22 protein-coding genes are annotated in these 25,350 nt (G+C 54.7%); 12 read left to right on the top strand and 10 right to left on the bottom strand.

Annotated features, from left to right (window positions below; all coding sequences use genetic code 11):
• Nucleotides 1-291: 291 nt before the first annotated feature.
• The 6 genes from FUA23_RS07475 (at nucleotide 292) to FUA23_RS07500 (ending at nucleotide 6,970) form a co-directional block, all read left to right on the top strand.
• Nucleotides 292-846 carry a DUF3575 domain-containing protein gene (locus FUA23_RS07475; RefSeq protein ID WP_187270927.1) on the top strand — a complete coding sequence of 185 codons (555 nt, stop codon included), beginning with the start codon at nucleotides 292-294 and terminating at the stop codon, nucleotides 844-846.
• A gap of 96 nt (nucleotides 847-942) precedes the next feature.
• Nucleotides 943-1,389 (top strand): FKBP-type peptidyl-prolyl cis-trans isomerase, encoded by a 447-nt coding sequence (locus tag FUA23_RS07480; RefSeq protein ID WP_147930112.1) that lies wholly within the window; start codon nucleotides 943-945, stop codon nucleotides 1,387-1,389.
• Nucleotides 1,390-1,505: 116 nt separating this feature from the next.
• Complete coding sequence (cls, locus tag FUA23_RS07485; RefSeq protein WP_222707006.1) at nucleotides 1,506-2,972, top strand: cardiolipin synthase; 1,467 nt, start codon at nucleotides 1,506-1,508, stop codon at nucleotides 2,970-2,972.
• A 385-nt stretch (nucleotides 2,973-3,357) separates the two neighbouring features.
• The gene (locus tag FUA23_RS07490) at nucleotides 3,358-3,702 is read left to right on the top strand and encodes a YciI family protein (RefSeq protein ID WP_147930113.1); all 345 of its coding nucleotides are present in this window, start codon (nucleotides 3,358-3,360) and stop codon (nucleotides 3,700-3,702) included.
• A gap of 123 nt (nucleotides 3,703-3,825) precedes the next feature.
• Nucleotides 3,826-5,052, top strand: a complete 1,227-nt coding sequence (locus FUA23_RS07495) for an RNA polymerase sigma factor (RefSeq protein WP_147930114.1) — start codon at nucleotides 3,826-3,828, stop codon at nucleotides 5,050-5,052.
• 103 nt (nucleotides 5,053-5,155) lie between these two features.
• Nucleotides 5,156-6,970 (top strand): acetate/propionate family kinase, encoded by a 1,815-nt coding sequence (locus FUA23_RS07500; RefSeq protein ID WP_147930115.1) that lies wholly within the window; start codon nucleotides 5,156-5,158, stop codon nucleotides 6,968-6,970.
• A gap of 8 nt (nucleotides 6,971-6,978) precedes the next feature.
• Here FUA23_RS07500 and FUA23_RS07505 read toward each other — a convergent pair whose 3' ends face one another.
• Entirely contained in the window at nucleotides 6,979-7,443 is a 465-nt protein-coding gene (locus FUA23_RS07505; protein ID WP_147930116.1) for an Lrp/AsnC family transcriptional regulator, read from the bottom strand.
• Between the two features lie 213 nt (nucleotides 7,444-7,656).
• Here FUA23_RS07505 and FUA23_RS07510 point away from each other — a divergent pair, with 213 nt between their 5' ends.
• On the top strand, nucleotides 7,657-8,637 hold the full coding sequence (locus FUA23_RS07510; protein WP_147930117.1) for an NAD-dependent epimerase/dehydratase family protein: 981 nt from the start codon (nucleotides 7,657-7,659) through the stop codon (nucleotides 8,635-8,637).
• 115 nt (nucleotides 8,638-8,752) lie between these two features.
• Entirely contained in the window at nucleotides 8,753-9,940 is a 1,188-nt protein-coding gene (kbl, locus tag FUA23_RS07515) for a glycine C-acetyltransferase (protein ID WP_147930118.1), read from the top strand.
• 273 nt (nucleotides 9,941-10,213) lie between these two features.
• Here the strand turns inward: kbl and FUA23_RS07520 are convergent, their stop codons facing one another.
• On the bottom strand, nucleotides 10,214-11,281 hold the full coding sequence (locus FUA23_RS07520) for a flavin monoamine oxidase family protein (protein ID WP_147930119.1): 1,068 nt from the start codon (nucleotides 11,279-11,281) through the stop codon (nucleotides 10,214-10,216).
• Between the two features lie 75 nt (nucleotides 11,282-11,356).
• On the bottom strand, nucleotides 11,357-12,799 hold the full coding sequence (locus FUA23_RS07525) for a sulfatase family protein (protein WP_147930120.1): 1,443 nt from the start codon (nucleotides 12,797-12,799) through the stop codon (nucleotides 11,357-11,359).
• Nucleotides 12,800-13,103: 304 nt separating this feature from the next.
• On the opposite strand from FUA23_RS07525, the gene FUA23_RS07530 reads away from it, so the two are divergent.
• Nucleotides 13,104-13,604 carry an FKBP-type peptidyl-prolyl cis-trans isomerase gene (locus tag FUA23_RS07530; RefSeq protein WP_147930121.1) on the top strand — a complete coding sequence of 167 codons (501 nt, stop codon included), beginning with the start codon at nucleotides 13,104-13,106 and terminating at the stop codon, nucleotides 13,602-13,604.
• Nucleotides 13,605-13,631: 27 nt separating this feature from the next.
• Here FUA23_RS07530 and FUA23_RS07535 read toward each other — a convergent pair whose 3' ends face one another.
• The 4 genes from FUA23_RS07535 to FUA23_RS07550 all read right to left on the bottom strand — a co-directional run bounded on the left by FUA23_RS07535 (nucleotide 13,632) and on the right by FUA23_RS07550 (nucleotide 17,096).
• The gene (locus tag FUA23_RS07535) at nucleotides 13,632-14,186 is read right to left on the bottom strand and encodes a PepSY-associated TM helix domain-containing protein (protein WP_246144075.1); all 555 of its coding nucleotides are present in this window, start codon (nucleotides 14,184-14,186) and stop codon (nucleotides 13,632-13,634) included.
• Nucleotides 14,187-14,365: 179 nt separating this feature from the next.
• Nucleotides 14,366-15,757 carry a dipeptidase gene (locus tag FUA23_RS07540; protein ID WP_147930123.1) on the bottom strand — a complete coding sequence of 464 codons (1,392 nt, stop codon included), beginning with the start codon at nucleotides 15,755-15,757 and terminating at the stop codon, nucleotides 14,366-14,368.
• A 151-nt stretch (nucleotides 15,758-15,908) separates the two neighbouring features.
• Nucleotides 15,909-16,550 carry a response regulator transcription factor gene (locus tag FUA23_RS07545; RefSeq protein WP_147930124.1) on the bottom strand — a complete coding sequence of 214 codons (642 nt, stop codon included), beginning with the start codon at nucleotides 16,548-16,550 and terminating at the stop codon, nucleotides 15,909-15,911.
• Between the two features lie 183 nt (nucleotides 16,551-16,733).
• The gene (locus FUA23_RS07550; RefSeq protein ID WP_147930125.1) at nucleotides 16,734-17,096 is read right to left on the bottom strand and encodes a hypothetical protein; all 363 of its coding nucleotides are present in this window, start codon (nucleotides 17,094-17,096) and stop codon (nucleotides 16,734-16,736) included.
• 225 nt (nucleotides 17,097-17,321) lie between these two features.
• Between FUA23_RS07550 and FUA23_RS07555 the strand changes: the two genes are divergently transcribed.
• A complete protein-coding gene (locus FUA23_RS07555; RefSeq protein ID WP_147930126.1) occupies nucleotides 17,322-18,020 on the top strand; it encodes a DUF4377 domain-containing protein in 699 nt (232 codons plus the stop codon).
• Between the two features lie 300 nt (nucleotides 18,021-18,320).
• Here the strand turns inward: FUA23_RS07555 and FUA23_RS07560 are convergent, their stop codons facing one another.
• Nucleotides 18,321-19,040 carry a hypothetical protein gene (locus FUA23_RS07560; RefSeq protein WP_147930127.1) on the bottom strand — a complete coding sequence of 240 codons (720 nt, stop codon included), beginning with the start codon at nucleotides 19,038-19,040 and terminating at the stop codon, nucleotides 18,321-18,323.
• A gap of 159 nt (nucleotides 19,041-19,199) precedes the next feature.
• On the opposite strand from FUA23_RS07560, the gene FUA23_RS07565 reads away from it, so the two are divergent.
• Complete coding sequence (locus FUA23_RS07565) at nucleotides 19,200-20,897, top strand: adenylate/guanylate cyclase domain-containing protein (RefSeq protein WP_147930128.1); 1,698 nt, start codon at nucleotides 19,200-19,202, stop codon at nucleotides 20,895-20,897.
• Between the two features lie 259 nt (nucleotides 20,898-21,156).
• Nucleotides 21,157-21,936, top strand: coding sequence for an alpha/beta fold hydrolase (locus tag FUA23_RS07570; RefSeq protein ID WP_147930129.1), 780 nt, complete (start codon nucleotides 21,157-21,159; stop codon nucleotides 21,934-21,936).
• Between the two features lie 87 nt (nucleotides 21,937-22,023).
• Here FUA23_RS07570 and FUA23_RS07575 read toward each other — a convergent pair whose 3' ends face one another.
• On the bottom strand, nucleotides 22,024-23,316 hold the full coding sequence (locus tag FUA23_RS07575; protein ID WP_147930130.1) for a BamA/TamA family outer membrane protein: 1,293 nt from the start codon (nucleotides 23,314-23,316) through the stop codon (nucleotides 22,024-22,026).
• A gap of 157 nt (nucleotides 23,317-23,473) precedes the next feature.
• Nucleotides 23,474-25,132 carry a DUF547 domain-containing protein gene (locus FUA23_RS07580; protein ID WP_187270929.1) on the bottom strand — a complete coding sequence of 553 codons (1,659 nt, stop codon included), beginning with the start codon at nucleotides 25,130-25,132 and terminating at the stop codon, nucleotides 23,474-23,476.
• Nucleotides 25,133-25,350 lie beyond the last annotated feature (218 nt).

The raw sequence follows: 25,350 nt of genomic DNA on the forward strand, positions 1-25,350 counted from the left end.
TCAGGTGTTTAGATCGTTAGCTGATGGGCTAAAAACCATCGCGGACCTGTTAATCGCGGTTAAAACCTGTACATAGATCGTTAAGTTTTTTAATGAGGACCTCCGGTTCAAAATGGCGTTTGCTGCGCAAACGGTAAACTTTCTACCTCACAAACGCGCATTGTGGTTGGCATGAGAGCAGTACTATTAACGTTTAGGTCTTTTCCTTTCACATTTAACAGCGTTCCGGAAGCCGATCTTAGCGGCACCAGGCAGGGTTCTTTCCCTGCGCAACCCCATAAACCTCACACGATGAACTTCTTTAAAAACCTACTTTGCACCTGCGCCCTCGCCCTTTTATCTCTTACTGCTTCTGCCCAGATCGACGCGAAGCTGAACGGAGGCTCTTTAGTCACCGGAGGGATCAACATTGTGGCAGATTTTGCGATCAACTACAACAGTTCTCTGGCAATCGGTATCGGCCGGGCCAACACAAAGCTTACCGTCAACGAAAATCAATACCAGTACCTCCGGTACCGGATCATCCCCGAATACCGCCACTATTTCGATCCGCAGAACGGAGCTGACGGGCTGTTTGCCGGCGCCTACGGTCGTTTGGCCTTCTTCGAGGGCGAGGCCGTATCGGAAGGAGAGAACGTGAGCGGCACCCGCCTTGCTCTGGGCGCTATGTTCGGCAACAAATGGGCCTACGACAGCGGGTTCGTACTGGAGCTGAACGCAGGGGCCGGCTACGGGACAGCCTTTGGCAACAAGGAAAGCGCGCAGGTCACCACCGCTTTTTACCAGGCCCTTCCTGGTCTTGATCTGCGTCTTGGCGTACTGGTCGGGTACCGCTTCAACCGGTAGCGGCACAGGAACATACTGCGCGAACGCAGGTGCAGGGTGAGCGGACCGCTGAGCGATACAGCCCTCATCTTGCGGCTCCGCCCTACCTTTACGTCTATGAAAAAGAGATCGAAAAAGCTGGCAGCCCAAACCAAAGCCCGGGGCGGCGAGCGTACCGAGTTTGCCCGGGAGATTCGCCGTCAGTACATCGCAGGAGAGCTGGAACCCGCCCGCACCAATGCGGGTCTGGGCTTCGTCATCCACGAACAGGGCGAAGGCAAACCCGCCAAACGCAATAAAATTGCGGAGGTACACTACATCGGGCTACTCGCTAAAGATGGTTCCCTTTTCGACGATTCTTTCCGGGGCGGACGCCCCATCAAATTCCGGCTCGGGCAGGGAGAAGTGATCGGCGGCTGGGACATCGGCATCGGCCTCCTTAGCGAAGGAGACCAGGCGACCCTCTTCATCCCGCCCGAACTCGGTTACGGATCGGAAGGTGTGGAAGGCATCCCTTCCCGCAGCGAACTCATTTTTTACGTCGAGCTGGTAAGTATTTCCTGATGGGATAGCCAATACGACACATATGGCTACGCACCTAATCCACCCGGGCTTGTAACAAACAAAGCACGTCGAAAAGGAGTTTCATCACCAAACGGAACAAACTCCCATACCCCAACATGATCAACTGGCTACTGATAGCGCAAGGCATCTACCTCACCATTCTGGTGGCCACCATGATTCGGATTATTTACGACACTACGGTACCCTCCAAGACTTTTGCCTACCTGATGCTCGTGGTGATCCTGCCGGTAGTGGGTATCGTTTTCTACTATGCCGTTGGCACCAACATGCGTAAGCGACGGTTGTACGCCGACAAACTGATCGGAGACGGGAAGGTGCGGCAAAAACTGATGGCCGAAGCCGAAAGGCACACCGGTGGGCTGCTGGCGACAAGGCAGGAACTTGGGCCTTATAAAAAGCTCATCAACCTGATGCAGCACACCAACCTGAACCCTCTGACCGCTGACAACTCGGTCGACATATTGGTGAACGGCGAGCACAAATTCCCCCGCGTGAAAGAAATGCTCCGCAGGGCGGAGCACCACATCCACATCGAATACTACCGGTTTGAGGACGACCTCGTGGGCCGGGGCCTGGAAGAAATCCTCCTGGAACGAGCCCGTGCCGGCGTGAAGATCCGCCTGATCTACGACGACTTCGGCAGCCGGAGCATCCGCCACAAGATGGCCCACCGACTCCGGGAGGCCGGCGCAGAAGTGATGCCCTACTATCGGATGACGGCAACCACCTTCCTAAGCCGGTTCAACTACCGCAACCACCGAAAAGTGATCGTGATCGATGGCCACACCGCCTTCGTGGGCGGTATCAACGTAAGCGAAGCTTACGATAACGAGATCGGTAAAAACAAAAACACACCATTTTGGCGGGACACCCACATGATGGTGAAAGGCTCTGCGGTTCATCAGCTCCAATACCTGTTTCTGAACGACTGGAACTTCTGTACCAAAGATCAGAAAGTGAGCCTGGAGGAAGCCCGCCAGCACTACTTCCCTGAAATCACGAAGCCCCCCGGGAACATCGCCATGCAGATCGCTGCCAGCGGGCCCGACTCCAAAGCCCCCGCGATCCTTTACTCCATCCTGCAGGCCATCGATCTGGCCGAAGAGGAATTACTGATCACGACGCCGTACTTCATCCCGGGGCAAAGCCTGATGGACAACATCTGTATCGCCGCGGGTACGGGGCTTGATGTCCGGTTAATGGTCCCCCGCAAAGGAGACAGTAAAGTAGTGAGCAAGGCCGCAGCATCCTATTACCAGCGCCTGCTGGAAGCAGGCGTTCGGATATTCGAGTACGAGAAAGGCTTCGTTCACGCTAAAACGCTGGTTGTGGACCGGGCGCTTTCCATCGTCGGGACGGCCAATCTGGACATCCGCAGTTTCGACCTCAACTTTGAGGTCAACGCTATCGTCTATGACCAGACGACCGGCAGCCAAATGGCTGCAACCTTTTTCGACGACGCCGAAGAAGCAACGGAGCTCACCCTGGAAGAGTGGATGAAACGGGGAAAACTTACCCGCTTTATCGAAAAACTTGCCCGCCTGATGTCTCCGGTTCTCTAACCAAACTTTTATTAGCGTTCATTGCTCCTGCGACCGCGCCCGGCCTGACCTGGTGAGCGTGCCGGGGCATTTTCAAAACGCATATCGGTTTTTCCTGTACCTGGGAAAAATCTTAGACTTTACGCTTGATACTAAGCCCCAGGAATTACCGCAATCAGGGTCTTATTTATTTTCAGCCCTGCACCGGCAGGGGCCGATTAGCACTTTCCCCAAAAAGCAGAACTCGATGGCGGGGACGCAGGTGCAGGGTCTGGTTAAGAGAAAGAGCGTTGATCCAGAAAGCAATCAACTTGCTGAAAATAAATTCTCCCGGCCTGTCCTGTTTTTTGCTTCCCGTTCGTAATAGAGTTGTAACCGAATTTGTAACTGCAAAAAAACAACTACTATGCAGGACTTTATGATGCTTTTCCGCAGCGAAGAAAACCCAACCGAACGCCCCTCCCCCGAAGCCCTTCAGGCGGAGATCAAACTCTGGGAAGCCTGGATTGGCGGCATCGCCGCCCAGGGCAAATTCCTTAGTTCAGAAGCCCTTGACTACACCGGAAAAACCCTGATGGCAGACGGTACGGTAACCGATGGCCCCTACACCGAGCTCAAAGAGATTATTGGCGGGTACATCCTCCTGAAGGCCACCGACTGGGACGATGCGGTCGCGCTGGCCAAAGGCTGCCCCGTACTGAGCGCTCCGGGCGGCAAGGTGGAGATTCGCCCCATCATGGACCTGGGCTAAAATTCAAGGGCCGTTAGCCCGCAGAGCGCCGAAGCATTAGTAGTTTGTGGCCGCTAATGCTTCGTGGGGGCAATCGCACCTTCGCTTTGTGGGCCAACGGCCCTCCTTTTCAACCATCCGCAAATGCTACTTCCCAATCTTTTCCGGACCGAGTACGGAAAAATCGTTGCGGTACTCGTTCGCTCGTTCGGCATCGCCCGGGTTGGGATAGCCGAAGACATCGCCAGTGACACCTTTCTGATCGCCGCAGAAACCTGGGGAACCAAAGGCCTGCCCGCAAACCCAACCGCATGGCTCTATACCACCGCAAAAAACCGGGCCTGCGACCTCCTGCGCCGGGAAGGTGTTTTTGTCAACAAAGTGCAGCCAGAACTACAGCGAGCCCCAACAACCTGCGGAATTGACGAGCCCGACTTTTCGCCGGCCGGTTTCAAGGACAGCCAGCTGCGGATGATTTTTGCGCTCTGTCATCCTGAACTGAACACCGAAACCCAGGTAGCGCTGTGCCTGCGCATTTTGTGTGGTTTTGGTGTCGGGGAAATTGCAGCGGCCTTCCTGACCAGCAAAGACACCATCAATAAACGACTGAGCAGGGGTAAAAACCGGTTACGCAAAGTGATGACCAACCTTGAGCTGCCAGCCGACTCCGAATTGCCCACCCGGCTTGACGGCGTACTGACCACTATTTACCTTCTTTTCAACGAAGGGTATTATTCCACCGGAACAGCAACTAACTTCAGGCGGGACCTTTGCGCGGATGCCATCCGGCTGACCCTGATGCTCACCCGAAATGACCTTACCGACCAACCGCGGGTCAGCGCACTGCTTGCTCTGATGTGCTTCCATACCTCCCGTTTTGATGCAAGGCTAACTGACAACGGAGACCTGATTGATTACGACGACCAGGACCGATCGCTCTGGGACGAACGGCTCGTCCGACAGGGAAGCCGGTATTTCGAGCGGGCAACCGCCGGAGGAGCCGTCGGCCGCTACCAACTCGAAGCAGCCATTGCCTTTATGCATACCTCTCCCAACCCGGGGCCAGATAAATGGCCTAACATCCTGGCGTTGTACAACCGCTTGCTTATGAAAGCTTACTCTCCCGTTGCAGCATTGAACCGGACCTACGCCCTGAGCAGGGTTCATGGAGCCCAAGCAGCGCTGAACGAAGCCCTTAAAATTAATCTTCGGGGTCACCTTGGCTACCAGCTTTTGCTGGGCGAGCTTTACGTACAGCTGGAGGACGAAAAACTGGCGCAGTATCACTTCAACCGTGCGCTCACCCTGACGAGAAACCCGGCGGTCCGCCGGCGAATTACGGCAAAGCTGGCAGGTTGCAACCAAGCCTGAAAGAGTTCCCTGCACCTGCGTCCGCGCAAAAAGAGATAAAACGGGCGATTATGAAACCCAGCCTGTATTGTTGCGTTAGCCCTACAAACGCAAAGACCATCCCATGCAGATTCTTGTAATAAACGCTGGCTCCTCTTCCGTAAAAGCGGCCGTGATTGATCCTGAAACCGGCAAACGCAGCCTGGAGATGAACGCCGAGCGCTTGCTCGACGCCCCCTTGATCGAGTTTTCCGATGGCACCAAAATCGAACTGGAAAGCAAAGGCCCCGAACGCGCTATTGCTGTCTGCCTCGAAGCTCTGAAAGATAAACTCAAAGACACGCCCATTGCGGGAGTAGGTCACCGCGTTGTTCATGGGGGAGAAGACTTTGACCGGGCCGCGCGTATTGACGAAGAAGTGGAAGCAAAAATCGAAGCACTGGAGAAGCTCGCTCCGCTGCACAACCCCATCAATCTTCGGGGCATCCGCGCCGCCAGGGAACTCTTTGCGGACGTAAGCCACTTTGCGGTCTTCGATACAGCTTTTCATCAGAGTATGCCCCGGCGGGCCAAAACGTACGCGCTGCCCAAAGACCTGATGGCCGAGCACGGCATCCGGCGTTACGGGTTCCACGGCACAAGCCATAAATACGTTGCGGCAGAAGCCGCCCGCTACCTTGGTGCTCAGCCCAAAGACCTCCGCATCATTACCTGCCACCTGGGTAACGGCTGCTCGGTAGCCGCCATCGAGTTCGGACGCTCCGTAGAAACGAGCATGGGAATGACCCCACTCGAAGGTCTCGTGATGGGTACCCGCTCGGGTGATCTCGACCCCGGCATTATCCCTTATCTGCACGAGCAAACCGGACTACCCCCCGAAGAGATCGATGAACTGCTGAACCGCCAGAGCGGGCTAAAGGGCCTCACCGGAGTAGGAAACGATATGCGGACGATCCTGGATGAGTCGACCAAAGGGAACGCCGACTGCCAGCTGGCCGTGCAGGTATTCACCCACCGGTTGCGCAAATACATCGGTGCCTACGCCGCCATCATGGCCGGAGTAGACGCAATCGTTTTTACCGGTGGCATCGGTGAAAACAGCCCCATCATCCGCCACCGGGCCAGTCAGCGACTCAGCTACCTCGGCGCTATCATCAACGAAGACAAAAACGCAACGACCCGGTTATCAGAAACCGCTCCGGTGGTGGATTTCAGTATGCAGCACAGCCGGGTAAAACTCCTTGCCGTAAAGACCGACGAGCAACTCGCGATCGCCCGCGAGTGCGGAAAGCTGATCGAAAAGGCAGACGCGGTGAATACGTTACCGACCATCCCCGTAGCTATTTCTGCCCGCCACATTCACCTTCGCCGGGAAACAGTTGACGCACTCTTCGGCCCCGGGTACGAACTGAAGGTAAAAAAATGGCTCAGCCAGCCAGGGCAGTTTGCCGCCGAAGAGACCGTAACCGTAGTAGGGCCCCGCAATACCATCGAGCGGGTCCGCGTACTCGGGCCGGTACGGAGTAAGGATCAGCTGGAGATCAGCCGGACAGATGAGTTCTTCCTTGGCATCGATGCGCCCGTCCGGGAATCGGGGAAAGTTGAAGATACTCCGGGTTGTAAACTGATTGGCCCGGCCGGAGAGTTCCTGCTTGAGGACGGTGTGATCTGCGCCTGGCGGCATATCCACATGACCCCCGAAGACGCAGCTGTTTTTGGCGTCCAGGACCGGGACATCGTCGAGGTAGCGGTAGGCAGTGGGGAGCGCAGCCTCGTTTTCGGGAACGTACTGATCCGGGTATCCCCGAAGTACAAATTAGAAATGCACATCGATACCGACGAGGGTAACGCTGCTGAAATCAATACCGGAGAAGAAGGCGTCTTACAGGAGACCTCGGGCTCAGGAACCCTCCGCAAACGCAGAGTCATGGAAGCTTAGCATTGCGGTCAGATGTTCAGAGAGGAAGTATGCTTGATGTCTTTCAGAACAAAAGTTGAGTTGAGCTCTCCGATGTTTTCAATTTTGGACAGCTTGTACTTGATGAAGTTGTGGTAGTCCTCCAGACTCCGGCTATTGATTTTAAGAATGAAATCTACCCTGCCGGCCATGTGATAACACTCCTGGACTTCCTCGAGGGCTTGAATTTGTTCTTCGAACTTCTCGATGAATGTTTTGTCGTGGTACCGCATGGAAACCTGGCAGAAGGCAGTCACCGGCAGGTCGAACTGTTTTTTGTCGAGCAAGACAACGTACTTCCTGATTACGCCGCTTTTTTCGAGCCTTTTGATTCGTTCGTATACCGGTGACGCCGTAAGATTGAGATGCGCAGCAATCTCCTTCGCCGTTTTTTTGGAATCCTCCTGTAGAATACGGAGGATGGTCAGATCCGTTTCGTCAATTTTCTGAGACATCGGCACAAGAATTTTTACTGATTGTTGGTGCGACAAGTATTTCGGAACAGCAAAAAAACCTGTTTATTTTCAAAAAACCGTGTTTTTTATCTGATTCATGCAAAAAGTAGCGTCGATTTACGGCAACTACTAATTTTACTGGTAACGGAGCGTCTTTATCCGGCTCCTGAATGAAGAGATTGAGCCAAGCTCATTTGACCAAAAACAGTAAGCATGAAACCGATCATCTTAGTAACCGGAGCCAATGGCCAGTTGGGAAGTGTGCTCATTCCCGCGCTGCGAAACCGTTATGGCACCGACAATGTCATTGCCTCCGACCTACGCGGGCGTACCGACCAGGAAGAACGCTTTGAAGTTCTCGATGCCACCGATGAAGACCGGATGACGGAGATCGTCCGCAGGTACGGGGTTACCCAGATTTATCATTTGGCGGCGATCCTCTCGGCCAACGGTGAAAAAAATCCGGTACGGACCTGGGACGTGAACATGCAAGCCTTTCTGAACGTCCTCGAGGTTTCCAGAAAAGAAAGAATAGAGAAGGTCTTTTACCCCAGCTCCATAGCGGTATTCGGGGAGAGTGCTCCGCTGGAAAACACGCCGAACGACGCCTTCCTCGACCCGCTGACCTCCTACGGCATCAGTAAAGCCGCCGGAGAAAACTGGGCAAAGTACTATTTCGTCAAGTACGGATTAGACGTACGCTCCGTTCGCTACCCCGGCGTGATCGGCTACCAGTCGGACCCGGGAGGTGGCACCACCGACTACGCGGTGGAGATTTTCCACTACGCCGTCAGAGAACAGCCTTTCAGCTGTTTTCTCAACCCCGACGAGAAGCTGCCGATGATCTTTATGGACGACGCCATCCGGGCCACCATCGAGCTGATGGAAGCACCGAAAGAAAGCATCACCAACCGCAGTTCTTACAACCTGGCCGGACTCAGCTTCTCCCCCGCTGAGCTGACCGCCGCTATTCAAAAACATTGTCCTGACTTTCGGGTCAGTTACACCCCGGACGACCGACAGAACATCGCCGCCAAATGGCCTAACAGCATCGACGACTCTGCCGCCCGCACCGACTGGGGCTGGGAACCCGAATATAAAATGGAAGAGCTGGTGGAAACCATGCTGACGAACCTCCGAAAGAAATACGAACACGAAAAGACGAGGTTGAACCAACTAACGGCAGAAGTTTAGCTTACTTTCCGTGAACCACTGGCTTTATAACAGTTTCTAAACTTCGGCACCGCTGCATAAAGCCTGTACGCAATGCCCGCGCACCAACCACTAACCAACCTCAAAAAATTATACCATGTACAACATTAAGGAAGACCTTCAGCAAGAACTGAACGAGATGCGCGAAGCCGGCGTATTCAAAGAAGAGCGCGTTATCACAACCCCACAGGGCGCCGAAATCGATACGGTGAGCACCCCGCACGTACTCAACTTCTGCGCTAATAATTACCTCGGCCTGTCTTCTCACCCGGAACTGCTGAAAGCAAGTAAGGACACCATCGACAGTCACGGCTTCGGCCTGTCATCGGTTCGCTTCATCTGCGGCACTCAGGATATCCATAAAGAACTTGAACGCAAAACCGCCGAGTTCCTCGGCATGGAAGATTGTATTCTCTACGCCGCCGCCTTCGATGCCAACGGCGGACTCTTCGAACCCATCCTAACCAAAGAGGACGCCATCATTTCCGATGCGCTCAACCACGCCTCCATCATCGACGGTATCCGCCTGTGTAAAGCACAGCGCCACCGGTACGCCCACAACGACATGGCCGCGCTGGAGGAAGAACTCAAAAAAGCATCCGGCGCCCGCCGCAAACTCATCGTTACCGATGGTTCCTTCTCGATGGACGGCACGATCGCTCAACTCGACAAAATCTGTGACCTCGCCGACAAGTACGACGCGATGGTGATGGTCGACGAATGCCATTCCACCGGTTTCATCGGTAAGACCGGCCGGGGCGTCCACGAATACCGCGACGTGATGGGACGTATTGACATCATAACCGGCACCTACGGCAAAGCGCTTGGTGGCGCCTCCGGCGGCTTCACCGCCGCCCGCAAGGAGATTGTGGACATGTTGCGCCAGCGCTCCCGCCCCTACCTGTTCTCCAATACCGTTGCGCCCAGCATCGTCGGGGCCTCCATCCGGGCTATCGACATGCTCACCGAGTCGACCGATCTGCGCGACAAGCTCGCCGCCAATACAAAATACTTCCGCGAGGGTATGACCGCCGCCGGCTTCGACATCATCCCCGGAGATCACCCGATCGTGCCGATCATGCTGTACGAAGCGCCGTTGGCGCAGCAGTTTGCCAGCCGCTTGCTGGAAGAAGGGATTTATGTTATCGGTTTCTTCTACCCCGTAGTACCCAAAGGCAAAGCCCGGATCCGGGTGCAGCTTTCTGCCGGACACGAGACGGAGCACCTAGACAAAGCCATCACGGCCTTCGTGAAGGTTGGAAAAGAACTCGGCGTTGTTGAATAAGGAGTAAAGTAACTTCATCAGACTACCTTTCCGCGAATTCGATGAAATGACCGCAGAAGCAAGCTTCTGCGGTCATTTCTGTTTCAAGATGATGCTATCGTACTCCACGATTCAGTCACTATACCTAAGCCGGAGTGGTTTGGGACAATTAGCGCGAAGCTAACGCGGTTCCTGACAAGGCAAAAAACGTAGCCGAAGCCTTAGCTTCGGTGAGGCTTTTTAACGAAGTCAGGGATCGCGATAGCGAGTGAAAAAGTCCCAAACCATTCTGACTTAGGTATACCCCCATTCCGGTCGTTCTATCAATCTGACCCCGCTCTCTACCGCCCCATCCATATACCCGGGATAGCTCTCGGCCGTCTCCGCCCCTGCGAAGAACAAACGTCCATTCAGGTAGGCATCCCGAAAAAGAGGATGACCGTTGTGCTGATGCGGCAGCACGTGGCTGTCGTAGTCCGAAAAAGTATGAGGTTCCTGACGCCAGACGCCTTCTTCGTAAGCTAGGTAATCGTCCACTACTTCGCCGTAGTATTTCCGGAGTTGGGTGAGTACCAGATCGCGGCGTTCTTCCCTCGTCAGGGAGTGGTAGGTTCCGTTAAGGAAGCCCTTCAGGGCGTACTTACTTTCTTCGATGTTGGTGTGGTCATACATTTCGGAGACGGGGCCGACGTTGCTGAAGATCGTACCGCCCGGGGCACCGTCTTCTCGCCAGAATGGCTGCGCGTAGCGCAGCCCCACTTTGATCGATTCCCCCATCCAGGTGTGGGTCTGGCGCGCGAGGGCCACCAGCTGATCCGGCAGGGCCGGGCTGACGGCAATCTTCGAAACAAACAGATTGGGGGGCAAAGTAGACACCACGCGCCCGGCCCGGCAGGTTCCTTTATCGGTGGTTACTTCTATGTGGTCCGGAGTTCCCCTCAGGGCGATCACCTGCTCGTTCAGTTGGACGGAAGCGGCTGGTATTTTGCTGCGCAACTCACGGGTCAGCATGCTGCTGCTGCCCGCGATGCGGTAGCTTGGCTCGTCGTTGTGGGGCAGGTCCACCACCTGAGCGGGGCTCAGAGAGCTGGCTTCGTAGATCGCTCTTCCCCCGGTGACCTGCGGGAATACGCCGATACCCAGTTCGGCCAGCAGGCTGATCAGATTGCGGTGTTTTTTGCCCAGCCAGGTAGCGCCTAGTTCTATCGGTGCGCCAGCATCGGTCCGGGACGTCATGATACGGCCACCGATGCGGTCGCGGGCCTCGATGAGCAGGAAAGGCTTACCGGCTTCATGAAGCTTATAGGCGATGGTCAGGCCGGAGAGGCCGGCACCGATGATGAGCGTTTCGGTTGTTGTCATGGCCGAAGAACAACACGGATTCCTTAAAAGATGAAAGCCGGCACATCAGGCCACGACACCTTGCTTCAAAAACCATTATTGCACCTGCGTCTGCGCCTCCTGATCATCCCCGGCCGGATAAAACGGCGGGCGGATTTCGGCGTTCATCTCTTCCTGCAATTTGCCGATGAGTCTTTCTAACTCGTCCGCTTTTTCGGGAAACTTCTCCGCAACATTGTACTTTTCGGCGGGGTCTCCGTGCAGGTCGTACAGTTCCAAACCAGTGGTTGTGTAGGCGTAGCCGCCGCGTATGCCATCGTCTCCTACTTCGTCAACGAAGCGGAAGCTGTGGGGAATATGCAATTTCCATTTACCCAGCCGTACGGCCTCGATTTTGCCCGAACGATAGTAACAAAACGGCTCTTTATCAGGCGCGTACGCAGGATGCCGAAAATCGGTAAAAAGAGCAGAGATGTCTTGCCCGTCGATTTTAGCAACGGGCAATTCGGCGGCGCTCAGCGCCGCAAACGTAGGCAGGATATCCATCAGTGAAGCCGTGCGGTGGCTGATGTTCCCGGCGTCGATCTTTGCCGGCCAACGCGCAATCATCGGTACCCGCATCCCTCCTTCGAAAGTGGTCCCTTTGCCTTCGCGGAAGGGGCCGGCGGACCCGGCCTGGTTTCCGTACGTTAGCCAGGGACCGTTGTCCGAAGTGAACACCACCAGGGTGTTCTCGTCCAGATTCAGGCGTTTGAGCTCGGCGATGATGGTGCCTACCGAACCATCTATTTCCTCCACAACGTCGGCATAGACTCCTTGCCGGCTACGATCGGCGTAAGCATCACCGGTGAACAACGGGATGTGGGGCATGGAATGTGCCAGGTACAGAAAAAAGGAAGTGTCTTTGTTTTCCCTGATAAAATCGAGCGATCGTTGGGTGTACCACTGAGTGATCAGCGCCTGATCTGGGTTGTACGCTACCGGCTTTTCGTCGTCGTACACCGGAAGGTCGGGGTATCCATCCTCAGGGAGCATATCGTTGCTGTAAGGCAGCCCGAAGAAGAAGTCGAACCCCTGCCGGCGGGGCATGGTTTCCGGCCAGTGGCCGAGGTGCCACTTACCGACCATCCCCGTTGCGTAGCCTGCCGTTTTCAGGACTTCGGGCAGCGTTGTTTCGTCGGGGTGCAGCCCGTACTGAACGTGTGAGGTCCATGCCGGGCCGGTTGGGCCGATTACGTTTGGAATGCCAACCCGTGGAGGGTAGCACCCCGTCATCAGAGCTGCCCTGCTCGGGGAGCAAGACGGAAAGGCATAGAAATTGGTAAACTTCAGCCCTTCGGCCGCCATCCGGTCCAGGTGCGGAGTATGGATACGGTGCGAGCCGTAGCAACTGAGATCGCCGTACCCAAGGTCATCCGTCAGGATGACAATCAGGTTGGGAAGACCAGGCCCGGGAGCCGTTGTCTTTGCGGGTTCCCCGCAGTTGCTGAGGGAAAGAAGTACGGTACTGAGTATTACCGTTCGGATGAGACCTTGCATACAAATCGCTTAAGTTGCTGGCTTAAATGTAGAGGAAAACGGCAAGAGATCAGCGGGCTGATCAAAGTAATAACCCAAATAAAACCAAAGCCGAAGGCCTGCGTTAATGTTTCATGAAACTCGGTCTCCCCCTTCATATGCAGGTTTTACTTATCGGCGCCAGTCTTTACGCTCTGGTGGTGATTTTTATGTCGATAACCGACTACCTGCCCTCCGAAAGCAACTGGGTGATTGCAGCTTACATTTGCCTTACGTTTGTCAACCTCGTTATCCTTTGGCGCAGGAGGCAACAAAAATCTTTTGAATGACCATCGACGATCACACCATAGTAACCCTCACCTACGAAGTTCGCGACGGCGACGAAAGTGGGCCGCTGATGGAAAAGATGGACCGGGATCACCCCTTTGTCTTTATGTTCGGCGTAGGCAAAATGCTACCAGCCTGGGAGCGCCGCCTTTTCGGGTTGAAACCCGGTACCGGGTTCGCCTTCAAACTCGCCCCTGAAGACGCCTACGGCGTAGCAAGCAAGCAACACATCCTTACGATGCCGATCCACCACTTCCAAAACGATAAGGGAGAAAACAACCCGGACCTTCTCGTGGCGGGCCACTTTATTACCCTTACCGGATCCGACGGCAAACCCGTACACGCGAAGATTTTGAAATGGGACGACGAAAGCGTCACCCTGGACGCCAACCACGCACTGGCGGGCAAGACGTTGTTCTTTTCCGGGGCCGTGCTGTCGGTCCGGGAAGCCACCGTCGATGAACTGGTACAGAAAACGGTCCTGACCGCCAGCCATTAGAAACGATTGCTGAGTAAGGCAAATCCATCACCTCTTTTTCATTCGTTTGGGGCCGTACCACAGCCAGAACCCGGTAACGGTAAACAGTACGAGTGCTGCGCCCATAAGTGTGTTGTAGAACACTTTGAAAAGGCCGTAGGGTACGCCGAGCCAATCGTCGATGATGGATCCATCGTGCACCTGCTCGATCCAGTCGTTGTGGCGCCGGCCAACACTGAGCGTCTTCCCGGTGGCAGCGTCGAGTTGAACTTCCAGCCGCTGGTGTTTGAAAAGGAATTTCATGCTCCCTTTCCCCGCCCGAACATCGATTCGGTCTATTTCAGACAACACTCCAGCATCCTGGTACAGCGCTTCGGTCGCCAGCAAACTCAGGGTATCGAGTGGTAACCACCGGGTCATTTCATCCGTGGTGCCTGCGTAAGTGTCCGGCATTATCAGTTCCCCGCTGTGCTTCTTCCAGCCCAGCAGGATGCCGGTTACGGCCATAATGAAGAAGAACACGAACAGACTGATCCCCGACACGCGGTGCAGGTAGCGGGCCTTACGGATTATCCGGGCTTGTTGTTGGCGGCGAGTCGACAAAATATTGATTTTCTGCGGTCTGCTCTACGGGTACGCGGAGTCATAAAGATTGAAACACTGACGGACCCTTTTGGTCCCTCTCCGGTATGATGGAGACGAGACAAAGTCTCCTCACGCATGCAGCATTCAGGCAGCCATGCAATAGCGGGCTGCCTGAATGCTTGCGTTGCGGAACGGTGCTATGCCTGTTTTTTCATTTCAGCATATTTAGTGTAAAATCCGGGGATGGTTTCGATTCCTTTGTAGAAGTTCCAGACGCCCAGGTGTTCGTTGGGGCTGTGCAGTCCGTCGGTATCGAAGCCGAAGCCCATTAGGAGGGTTTCGATCCCGAGTACACGTTTGAACTCAGCGATAATGGGAATAGAACCACCTTCGTACATCGGCACGGGGACCACACCGAAAGATTCTTCGAAAGCGGCCGAAGCAGCTTTGTATTCGGGGCTGTCCGTTGGGGTCACGTAGGGGTTTCCGCCGTGATGGGGTGTTACCTCCACCTTCACTCCTTCGGGAGCGAGCGAGGTGAAGTGCTCGGTAAACTGCTCGGTGGCTTTATGCCAATCCTGCTTGCTTACCAGACGCATGCTGATCTTGGCGTTGGCGACTGCGGGAATTATCGTTTTAGAACCTTCCTCCGTGAAGCCTCCCCAAATGCCGTTGCAATCCAGGGTTGGCAGGATACCGGTACGTTCGTAGGTATGGAAGCCTTCCTCGCCATCGAGCGCGTAAACGCCGGGGCTATCCATGTACTCCTCTGCGTTGAAGGGAGCATTGCGCATCATGTCCCGCTCTTCGTCGGAAGGGAAAACCACGTCGTCGTAGAAACCGGGAATGGTGATGTGTTTCTTTTCGTTTTTCAGCTTCGCCACCATTTCACAGAGGGTATTGATGGGGTTCAGGACAGCACCTCCGAAGAGTCCGGAGTGCATATCGGCGCGGGCCGTGGTGATCTTCACATCGAGGTAGGTCAGGCCACGAAGACCAACGGTAATGCTTGGTGCTTTCTTTGCCAGCAGACTGGTATCTGAAACAATGATCACATCTGCCGCTACGAGGTCTTTGTACTCCTGGAGGAAAGGATATAGGCTGGGGCTTCCCACTTCTTCCTCTCCTTCGATCATGAACTTCACGTTACAGGGCAGGCTGTCGGTCTGGATGAGGGCTTCTACCGCTTTGACGTGGATGAACATCTGTCCTTTGTCGTCGGTAGCGCCACGGGCGAAGATGGCACCATCGGGGTGGATTTCTGTTTTACGGATTTCCGGTTCGAAAGGCTCGCTTTTCCATTCGTTGAGTGGTGCGGCGGGCTGCACGTCGTAGTGACCATAAACAAGCACGGTTGGGAGCGCCGGGTCGATGATCTTGTCGGCGTAAACGATGGGGTGACCTTTAGTTGGGTAAAGGCTCACGTTCTCGAGGCCCGCCTTCACGAGGTAGGTCTGCACCAGAACGGCACAATCGTGGGTATCCTGATCGTGATCTTTGTTCGTGCTCACGCTGGGAATGCGCAGCATTGCGAATAGTTCTTCGAGGTAACGCTCCTTGTTTTGGTCGATGTAAGCTTGGGTAGTCATTATTTGGTTCTTTGGTTTACTTGGTTCTTTGGGTGGTTGCGAAGATACTGTTTTCCGGGGCGCGGCCGCAGGTGCAGTGGAAGCTAAAAGGGACTGCTCCACGACCTTCTTGCGGTTGCCTTCCGGCCTGCGGGCCAGGCTGTGCAACAGACTATATTTCTCCTTTGATCTTTTTCTGTACCACCTCCATTTTGGAGTTCACCCGGAGTTTCCGGTAAATGTTCTTGATGTGATCACGTACGGTTTCGATGCTGATGTCGAGCCGCTCCCCGATTTCGCGGTAGGAAAGGTTGTCGACCAGCCCCTGCACGATGTCTAGCTGCCGGGTAGTCAGCTGGGTAGTCGGGTCCGTTGTTTTCTTGATTCGTTGCTGGTTGTGGTAGGCAACTACCTGACGCGCGATGCTCGGGCTCATGTAGGATCCTCCCCGATGAACGGTATAAACGGCATCGCGGATGATGTTGGGGTTCATCCGTTTTTTGCTAATGTACCCGAAGGCTCCCGCTTGCAGCGCACGAAAGATATTGTCGGAGTCGTCGGAATTGGTAAGCATAATGATATCCAGGTCCGGCCATCTTTCCAGCAGGCGGGGAATACCGACGATTCCGTTCATGCCCGGCAGCATTATGTCTAGCAACAGGGTATTCAGAGGTTTTTCTTTTGGCATACCGGCCAGAAAGTCTTCAACACTGGTTGCAGCAAGCTCAACCTCAACGTCGCGGCTGGCCTCAAAGCATTCCTCGACGCTGGCGAGCATAATGGGTTCGTCTTCTATTATTCCGAGGTGGATCATGGATGCATTTTGGTGGGTTGCAATATACGTTCAACGTACCGGCTTGATTAAAGATTGATCCGAAGCCATGAATAACTTCGCATTGCACCCGCGTTAGCGCCCCATTCCGGCCCGTTCTTCAGAAACTTAACCAGGCTTCATCGCCCGGATATACCTAAGCCGATGTGGCTAGGCATAACACCATCAGCCCATCAAAAAGGCAACAATGATTACCAGAACGGCCAGGGCGGCAAAAAGCCGGACTCTTTCGGACCGTTTCTCGTCCTCCCTTTGCTTTTTGCGCTGGAGATTGAGCGGCGTTTCCACCTCGTAGTTGATCCGGCAATCGTAGCTGAAATTTTCGCCACCGGTATGATCGATCGATACTTCGCAGAGCTGCTGGTCGAGAAAAATCGTGTACGTTTTAGACTCTTTCACTCCAAAGTCAATTGCAACGACATTGTTGTTGCAATGCACGACGACGTGGTGCGTTTTCTCGCCGTGGAAAAGACCTAATTTGTAGGTGTTCCCATGGTGCCCCGTGATGTTCCAGGCGTGTTGGGCCATGAGGACGTGTAGGTTGAGTTCAGTCAAATGGAACAACAAGCCAATCGACTGCTATTCAAGGTAAAAGGTAACGAAAAAATTTGGAGTCTCCATAATTTTAACACCTCCTGCGGAGACTTTGACGCTTAAAAGACAGCAGCTCCTGCCCGGCCCCGGAGAAACCCTTCGGGCAGGGATTCACCAAACCTGTAAGGAGCCCCTCCCGTTACCCCAAAAAACGTTTTTATGAAATACCTGATCATTGGCTTTTTGGCCACCCTATTCTTCGCCTGCAGCCCGAAGGCAACCACCAGTTCTGCACTAAACACCCTCACTTTTTGGGTCGACGGCATGAAAGTTCCCTGCACCGGCGCCGGGCCTCAGTCCTGCCTGCGCGTCAAAAAAGGCGAAGACTTCAACTCCGCAGAATGGGAGTTGCTCTACTCAGGTATAGAAGGATTCGATTACGAGACGGGTTACGTTTACCAACTCAAAGTCAGCGAAACCCGGCTGCCGCCCGCACAGGTTCCGGCCGACGCTTCTTCCATAAAGTACACGCTCGTTGAGATCGTCGATAAACGCCCTGACCCGAAAACACGCCTCCACGACATTTGGGCTCTGGAAGCCATCAACGGAGAAGATGTGGATTTCGACAACGCACAGGCGCCGGCCCAACGCCCGACTCTGGAAATCAACCTGACGGAACAGCGCGTATTCGGAACCGATGGCTGCAATGATTTTTCGGGATCGCTGACGTCGGTAACGGACACAGAGCTCCGTATGGGTGCTCTCGCTGCAACGCGTAAAGCCTGCATCCGCCCGGTGGTACCGGGCCTGGTCAACGCGGCAATGCAGGAAGTCACCGGATATGAACTCGACGGGCTGAAACTCTCCCTCACCAATGATGCGGGTCGGGAAGTACTCAGGTACCGGAAAGTGGACTAGTGCTGCGTCAAACTGACTTTTTTAGGTAAAATCACTGATTTTACCTGAAAATCTTAGCTTGACATACCACTAGTGGTGCGGGAGTCGACAGGTAAAACGAGGCGGAAGTCGACAGGCCAACTTTTATCCGGCTTCGCCAGGCTAAAAGAATTGGACTGGCGACCCGCCACTCCACCAACCAATCGCGAAATCAGAAGCCTGATGCTGATCATTAATGCGCAGCTACTTTTTCCGGGGGCGGGAGATGATTCGGGAGTCGGCAGGTAAAAGTTGGCCTGGCGACTCCGGCATCATCCGTCGTTAACGAAAGGCGGATAGATCGGTGTCTCCCCACTTTCCTTTGACCTCCAGAACTTTGAAACGGGTAAACATCTCTTCTTTGTACCAGCCGCGCTCTCGCGTGAGTTTGACCACCTCGGCGTGGTGCTTGCTTTTGTAGGCAAAATCGCGCATGGCTTTGCCGCTGGTCCACAGGCTGAAGGTAGCCTGCATGAAGACCGGGTACTCCCCCACCCCGATGCTCAGTTTGCGTTCGGGGTGCTCGTAGACCGAGGCACTGGTTTGGGGAACGTAGCGCCAGAAATCTGCCAGTTTTCGGGCGCGGATGGTCGCGCGGGTGATCACCGCTACGGGCGCAGCCGAGTCGTGCTTATCCGGTTGGGGGACGAAAGGTTTCTGCCCGCCCCACTCCCCGTGGGTCATGGTGGCTTCGAGGTAAAAGGTTGCCGATTCGTGCAGTTGTTTTTCGTTGCCGCGCCACCACGGGTGCGCAGCAAAAAAACGGTCTGCTGCCGCCCGGTCCTGCCAGTGCCCCATGAAAGCATAAACTCCGAAATTAGGCTTGAGCCCGAAGCCGTTATCCGCTCCACTGCCCATCAGCCGGCCAAACAGTAAGCCTTCGGTGCCGGCCAGCGGGCTCGGGAAGGGGAAGCCCGGCATCAGGCCCATTTGCGTAAAGATCCATGCTTTGGCACGGACGCTTCGGTAACGGAGTAGTGTGACGGTGGTTATTTGCGACATACACCATGGTCTAACGCAATTCAAAAGATCAGGTTGCACAAACAGGTGGTTCCGGGCGCGGCCGCAGGTGCAAAGTCCGGATATTGAGGAGCAGGGGAACCGAATGCCCGTGCTCTCCGGCATCCTGATTTATAGGCGGGAGTTTCTATCTTGCGCCCCATGCGAGCCAATTTACTCTGCTTCCTTATCCTGTTGCTTTGCACCTGCGTCCCCGCCCAGATGGACGCACAGAGCACCTCAGAACTCATTGAAGCCCTCGACGACGCCGACACCGATGCCGAGCGCTACGGGATCCTGTATGACCTGACCGGGCAGCTTCTGGAATCCGGGCGCAAGGAAGATAAAGCCCTGGCAGTCACCTTCAGTAAGCAACTTTACACTACCGCCAAGCGCCTGCCGGACACGAAACTGGTCGGGCCGGCAGCCTACACCCTGGCGCTGGCGTACCGCAACCAGCGCGACGACCGCAATACCGATAAGTTCATGGCCGAGGCCGTTACCGCCGGCATGAAAGCCGGCCAGCCCGACCTCATCATGATGGCGGTTGCCGAACGCAACCGCCTGGCCACTAAGGCCCGCAATTACCGCGAAGCAGCGGCCATAAGCCAGCGCGCACTCGATTATTTCACCAAAAACGGGGACGACCGCAGCCTCTCGGCCCTGCGCGCCCAACTACAGCGCGAACAAGCCGCATTGCAACGCAGACGGCGAGAAATAGAAAACGAAACCCGCCAGCTTGCCGGCGAAATCGATCGGCTGCAAAGCGAGAAAAACCAGCTCAGCGGCTCCAATCAGGAGCTGAAAGGGACCAACCAAAAGCTCAAAAAGGAGAACCTTACCAGAGCGGAACAACTCGCCCAACGAGCACAGGAACTGGAAGAAAGCAACCGGGAACTCGCCCAGACCCAGGAAGAAAAAGCCGTAGTGGAAGCCCGCGTTGCCGAAAGCAAAAAAGAGATAAGCGCCCTGAGCCGCGAAGCACTCGAGCAAAGAATGCTTGCTACCGAAACCCGTGAACAACTCGTAGAAGCAGAACTTATACGCCAGGAAGCAGAAATGAAGGCCGAGCGCCAATCCACCCAGCTCTATATGGCCCTGGGGGCCGGGGCTGCGCTTCTTCTTCTGGTCCTTACGGTCCTGTCGCGCCTGAGGGTAAAAAAGCGCAGCGCCGAAAAACTGAAAGCGGCCAACAACGATCTCGATGCCGCCCGGCAACAGTCCGACGATCTGCTCAAAAACATCCTCCCCGTCGAAATCGCCGAGGAACTGAAAGCGACGGGCAAAGCCCGTGCCCGGCGTTTCCCCGACGCAACGGTGCTGTTTTGCGACTTCGTGAACTTCACCAAAACGGCAGAGCGCCTGGGCGCAGAAGCGCTCGTGCAGGAGCTCGACGTTTGCTTCAAGGCTTTCGACAAAATAATGGACAACTATCCCGGCGTCGAGAAGATTAAAACCATCGGCGATGCCTACATGGCAGCTTCGGGCCTTTCGTCCCGGAAGACGCTCCCGAACGACATCATCCGGGCAGCGCTCGACATGCAGAAATTCCTCAACGACGAGGGTAAGAAGCGGGCTGAGCTCGGGCTTCCGTTCTTCAGTGGTCGGATTGGCCTGCACACCGGCCCGGTTGTGGCCGGCGTGGTGGGTGCCCGTAAGTTCGCCTACGACATCTGGGGAGACACCGTCAACGTAGCCAGCCGGATTGAAGGTAAAAGCGAGCCCGGCCGGGTCAATATTTCAGAATCTACTTACGACCGGATCAAGTACAAGTTCCGCTGTACCTACCGGGGCAAGGTAGAGGCCAAAAACAAAGGTCTCATTGAGATGTACTTTGTTGAAGAAGAGTTTAGTTCGTAGTGGGCAGAGTGAGTAATACGACCGCATACTACAAGCACTGAAGGCGTTACAGGTAATGAAACTGACAGAGCTGACATTACAAGAAAGTGTACCTGTTTTTTTGCCTTTTCAGACAATGAAACTGAACGAACGGAGCGAACATTCACACTATAACGCACGGCAGCACTACCCAATACATTCTACCCACTACCCAATAAATGCCCCTTCCCAACGTTTTTTTCCGTTATTTTACCGCCCACAGTAAAAGTTATCCAAGTCCATGGCATTACAGATGAAGCAAGAAGGCAAGTTCGAATACCTGGAAACAGGCGGACCGGGCGAACCCATCCTCCTGTTGCACGGTTTGTTCGGCGGCCTGAGTAATTTTGAGGACCAGATCAGTTTTTTCCGCGATCGCTACAATGTGATCCTGCCCACCCTTCCCATCATGACCTTGCCGCTGCGCAAGGTTTCCCTTGCGGGTTTGGTTGATCACCTCGAAGACTTCGTGAAGCATAAGAGCCTCGCCCCGGTACACATCGTCGGCAACAGCCTCGGTGGGCACGTTGCCATCCTTTATGCTCTGGCCCACCCCGATCGCATCGCTACAATTACCCTCTCCGGCAGCAGTGGCCTTTTTGAAAGTGCAATGGGCAATACCCTGCCGCCACGGAAGAACTACGAGTTCATCAAAAAGAAGACCGAATCGACCTTCTACGACCCCGCAGTTTCCACTAAAGAGCTGGTGGACGAGGTCTTCGCCACCGTCAACGATCGGAACAAAGGCCTGCGGATCATCATGACCGCCAAGTCGGCCGTACGCCACAACCTCGGGCACAAGCTCGACGGCATCAAGGCTCCTACTCTGCTCATCTGGGGCAACCAGGACACCATCACGCCTCCCTTCGTCGGCGAGCAGTTCAACGAGCTCATCTCCGACTCCGAGCTGCACTTCATCGACAAGTGCGCCCATGCGCCAATGATGGAGCGGCCCGAAGAGTTCAATACTCTGATGGACAGCTTCCTGACCAGGGTAGCGGAGCGGGAAGTTGTTGTCTAGGAGAGAGTGTAGTTAGTAGTGGGTAGTGCTTCCGCGAGGGATAAAGTGCGGCAGCACTACCCACCACGTTCTACCCACTACCTACTACTAAAAATACTGCCCAAAACCAGCCACAAAACCTCGTTCCCGGGAGTGGCGCACATCCACCCCGTAATCAAGGCGGAGCACGGCGTTGTAAGCCTTCAGGCTGATAAAGCGAAGACCGCCGCCTACGAAATGGCGGAAGTTGCGTTCGTCCCAGATGTCGGAGATTTCGCCGCCGGGGTTGCGCCAGCTGCCCAGGTCGGAGAAGCCGACGGCCTGCAGGGCGAAGCGATCTTTCTGGTCTTTCAGAGCAGTGAGGCGGTACTCCAGATTGAGGATGAGCTGGGCGGTTCCGCGGTCGATCCGGTTGCCGGAGCCACGGATGTTTACCTGGCTATCCAGGACGAAAGGGGCGAAAGGGCTGTTGTTGTTGGTAGACACCCCGGCGCGCAGCCTCACGGCCAGGTTCGTCGCTTTGCCAACCATGCGGTAATACCGGAAATCGTGCCAGGCGATGAGGAAGTTGTCGTCGGTTCCGTTAAAGGTACGGACGGCCTGAAAGACGGTTTCGTTGGCGGTACCCGCCAGTCGTTCCCAGTGATAATCGAGTTTTCGGCGGCCATGACTCAGCTTCAGGAGGCCTTTGTTGAGTTTTAGCTCCCGGGGACCGGGAGAACCGGGTTCAGCCTCTGTTTTTCGGTAATCTTCGTAGAAATTGCTGAGCCCGAAGCGGAAGACGTGGCGGTTCGGGGTAGTGTAACTGATCCCCGCCCCAAAATTCAGGTTAGAGTAGATGTAACGGACAGTCTCGGGGAAATACAACGGCTCGATGGCGGCGTAACGACGACTCTCAAGCTGATAGCCCCAACGGGATCCGTTGAGGTTCGGATTCGTAAAACTGAGGTAGTAATTGTGCTGGCCGTCGATGTTTTGGTAGAACGCCGTGATGCTTTGGCCACGGCCACGAAAGTGCGAATCGGTAAAGCCGAGCAGGTAGTAAAAATTCCCCTTCACGCCGCCAAGGTCGAGCAGCGGAAACAGGGTCCGGGCTTCTTCGATGTCCCATTCTACAGATAGGTTTTCGCGGGAAGAATCGATGGTAAAGCTCGCCCGGGTGATGGCGGGCAGATTGATCAGATCTTGCCGAAGACCGGTCAGGGCATCCGTCAGTTGCTGGCCCGGCGGCAGGTGCAAGGCAAGGTTTTCGGGCGAGGTACCGGCTTGCAATACTTTGCTCTTCGCATCCAAATACTGCACCTGCGTGCGCGCCAGACCCGTGAAGTACTGGGGTATTTGTGCGTACAGAGTGATCGGCAACAATAAGTTTAAAAACAACAGGCAGCGAAAGGAAAACATCAAGAATAGTTAGTGCTGCAAGGTACGGCTTAAACCGGGCTCTGGATCTCCAGACAAGGCTGATGTTGCCATCCAACCTCAAATAAGCGTTTAAACACGATACGGGGACCAGCCCCTCACCTTCAACAGGCCGACTGTCTTTGCGTCTCGCGGTCCGCTACAGGTTCACCCGAATCCCCAGGTTTACGGTCCCGGCGTTACCATCTACTGAATTCAGAAATTCAGTTTCGAAAGCCACCGCCAGCAATTCCACCTCAAAATTTGGAGTAAACTGGTACTTGGCTCCCACACCAAGCTGGTAGAAATAGTCGTAATCTTCCTGCCAGTACGGAGCATAGCTGGCCAATCCGTAAAGCGTCGCTTTGGGCGTTGGGAAGTAACTCAGAATCCCCGTCAGCGGGGTGGAGAAGCGGTTGGCGTCGGTGTCTTCACTTCCGATATCCTCGAGGGTGAAATCCACTTCTGCAAACAGACTGAAGTTACTGCCAATCGGGAAGTCGTTGAATACCTGCGTAAACCACGTTGGTTTGTTCCAGTCGGTGAAGCGTCCTCCCTCGTTTCCTTCCAGATCGTCGGCCAGGGGAATCCAGAGTGCTGACTGGATCGAGAAATTCGGCAGGTTGTTGAACGGAGCGATACGCACCTTGGGGCCAAAGCCAGAGATGGCCGTCCGGCTGAAGGTTCCACCATCACTCAGCACCGCAAAGTTAGAAACGGCCCCGGCTTCATCGTACCGGACGCGCCGGTAACGGAGGTCGATCCCCGCATTGAAGCGGTTCGTCACACCATATAGTGCACTCAAACTGGCGGTAAAGAAAGAAGACCGCTCACCGGCGGCCTCCTGACTGTAAAGGTTATTGAATAATTTGATCTCTGCACTTCCCTTCCTGATGGTGGACGAGACAACGTAACGGGCGGAGTTGTTCCCTCCTCCGGGAGGGCTGGAGAGGGAGTTCTGTAGTGGCTGTTCCAGTCCCATTCTCTCCTCCATGTCCATTTCACCGCGCCCTTCGGTGCCTTCGGCAAGTGCTTCTTTTTCCATCGCGTCGATGGCCTCCATCTTTTCTTTCTTCTCCGCTGCGGCCCGGCCCGAGGTCTTGTTCAGGGTCCAGTCGTACTCGTAGTAGCTTACTTTCGCGTTGGCTGGCACTGCTTCATCGCGGTACTTGTTGATGAAGGCGATTACGGCTGCTTTATTACCGCCGAAATCACTGGCGTACCATTCGAATATTTTGGACAACGCGGCTTTGTCTCCGTTCACCCGCAGGAAAGAAGGATTATTGAGGGCCAGTTGAGTTTGTTTAGTGAGCTGGGCTTCCAGTCGGTCCGGAGTATATGCGAAGTTGGTGATCGGGGGGCAGCCAAGCGCCCCGCAGACGAGTACAAAGTGAAGGCGGGCGTCTTTGAATTCTTTCAGCAAGAGGTCTTTCTCTAACTGGTTCAGGGTCACCTTGCGGCCGCCAACCGTCTGCTTCTTAGCATCGAAGAAGCCATTTACGTCGAGCACCGACGCCAGAGGGTAGTTCTCCAGGACCTGATTGATCACCAGCAGATTGTAAGCATTAATAAGGAAGGCTTTTTTAGCATTCCCCTTCAAAGAAGCCAGGTCAGTCTGGGCAATTTTGCTGATCAAAGGCTTCAGGTCATCAGATGCTTTGATACCGGTATAATCGATACGCCCCTGCTTCACGTAGCGCTTAAGTAAGGCATCGGTATCGGCAATAAAATCGCCCTGCAGGCGCTCGGGGCTGCCCGCCACAAGCATCGTACCGAACATGAAGAACATCAGGATTGAAGTTAGAAAGGATTTAAACATGGTTGGATTAATTCTATAGTTCTGTCTTATTGACGCAGCAAAGTTGGGGGTTATCGGAATGGCAAACCTCACAAATTTATCCCGAAGGTTTATCAATTTTACCTCTTCTCTCCCTTTAGACATCATTTCAGGACGATTCTGGTCGACCTCTGACATTTGGCACCGTAGGTGACGATAAAGGTCGTTTTTAACCTAAACTTCAAACAGGCCCCTCATGC

This window comes from Neolewinella aurantiaca (genome assembly GCF_008014675.1).
In the GTDB taxonomy this organism is placed as follows: Bacteria; Bacteroidota; Bacteroidia; order Chitinophagales; family Saprospiraceae; genus Neolewinella; species Neolewinella aurantiaca.

Coding starts and splice junctions, on each gene's coding strand:
- FUA23_RS07495 (WP_147930114.1), top strand. CDS start 3,826: ATGCTACTTCCCAATCTTTTCCGGACCGAGTACGGAAAAATCGTTGCG.
- FUA23_RS07560 (WP_147930127.1), bottom strand. CDS start 19,040: ATGTCGCAAATAACCACCGTCACACTACTCCGTTACCGAAGCGTCCGT.
- FUA23_RS07475 (WP_187270927.1), top strand. CDS start 292: ATGAACTTCTTTAAAAACCTACTTTGCACCTGCGCCCTCGCCCTTTTA.
- FUA23_RS07520 (WP_147930119.1), bottom strand. CDS start 11,281: ATGACAACAACCGAAACGCTCATCATCGGTGCCGGCCTCTCCGGCCTG.
- FUA23_RS07565 (WP_147930128.1), top strand. CDS start 19,200: ATGCGAGCCAATTTACTCTGCTTCCTTATCCTGTTGCTTTGCACCTGC.
- FUA23_RS07555 (WP_147930126.1), top strand. CDS start 17,322: ATGAAATACCTGATCATTGGCTTTTTGGCCACCCTATTCTTCGCCTGC.
- FUA23_RS07480 (WP_147930112.1), top strand. CDS start 943: ATGAAAAAGAGATCGAAAAAGCTGGCAGCCCAAACCAAAGCCCGGGGC.
- FUA23_RS07570 (WP_147930129.1), top strand. CDS start 21,157: ATGGCATTACAGATGAAGCAAGAAGGCAAGTTCGAATACCTGGAAACA.
- FUA23_RS07550 (WP_147930125.1), bottom strand. CDS start 17,096: ATGGCCCAACACGCCTGGAACATCACGGGGCACCATGGGAACACCTAC.
- kbl (WP_147930118.1), top strand. CDS start 8,753: ATGTACAACATTAAGGAAGACCTTCAGCAAGAACTGAACGAGATGCGC.
- FUA23_RS07540 (WP_147930123.1), bottom strand. CDS start 15,757: ATGACTACCCAAGCTTACATCGACCAAAACAAGGAGCGTTACCTCGAA.
- FUA23_RS07500 (WP_147930115.1), top strand. CDS start 5,156: ATGCAGATTCTTGTAATAAACGCTGGCTCCTCTTCCGTAAAAGCGGCC.
- FUA23_RS07580 (WP_187270929.1), bottom strand. CDS start 25,132: ATGTTTAAATCCTTTCTAACTTCAATCCTGATGTTCTTCATGTTCGGT.
- FUA23_RS07505 (WP_147930116.1), bottom strand. CDS start 7,443: ATGTCTCAGAAAATTGACGAAACGGATCTGACCATCCTCCGTATTCTA.
- FUA23_RS07510 (WP_147930117.1), top strand. CDS start 7,657: ATGAAACCGATCATCTTAGTAACCGGAGCCAATGGCCAGTTGGGAAGT.
- FUA23_RS07575 (WP_147930130.1), bottom strand. CDS start 23,316: ATGTTTTCCTTTCGCTGCCTGTTGTTTTTAAACTTATTGTTGCCGATC.
- FUA23_RS07490 (WP_147930113.1), top strand. CDS start 3,358: ATGCAGGACTTTATGATGCTTTTCCGCAGCGAAGAAAACCCAACCGAA.
- FUA23_RS07525 (WP_147930120.1), bottom strand. CDS start 12,799: ATGCAAGGTCTCATCCGAACGGTAATACTCAGTACCGTACTTCTTTCC.
- FUA23_RS07530 (WP_147930121.1), top strand. CDS start 13,104: ATGACCATCGACGATCACACCATAGTAACCCTCACCTACGAAGTTCGC.
- cls (WP_222707006.1), top strand. CDS start 1,506: ATGATCAACTGGCTACTGATAGCGCAAGGCATCTACCTCACCATTCTG.
- FUA23_RS07545 (WP_147930124.1), bottom strand. CDS start 16,550: ATGATCCACCTCGGAATAATAGAAGACGAACCCATTATGCTCGCCAGC.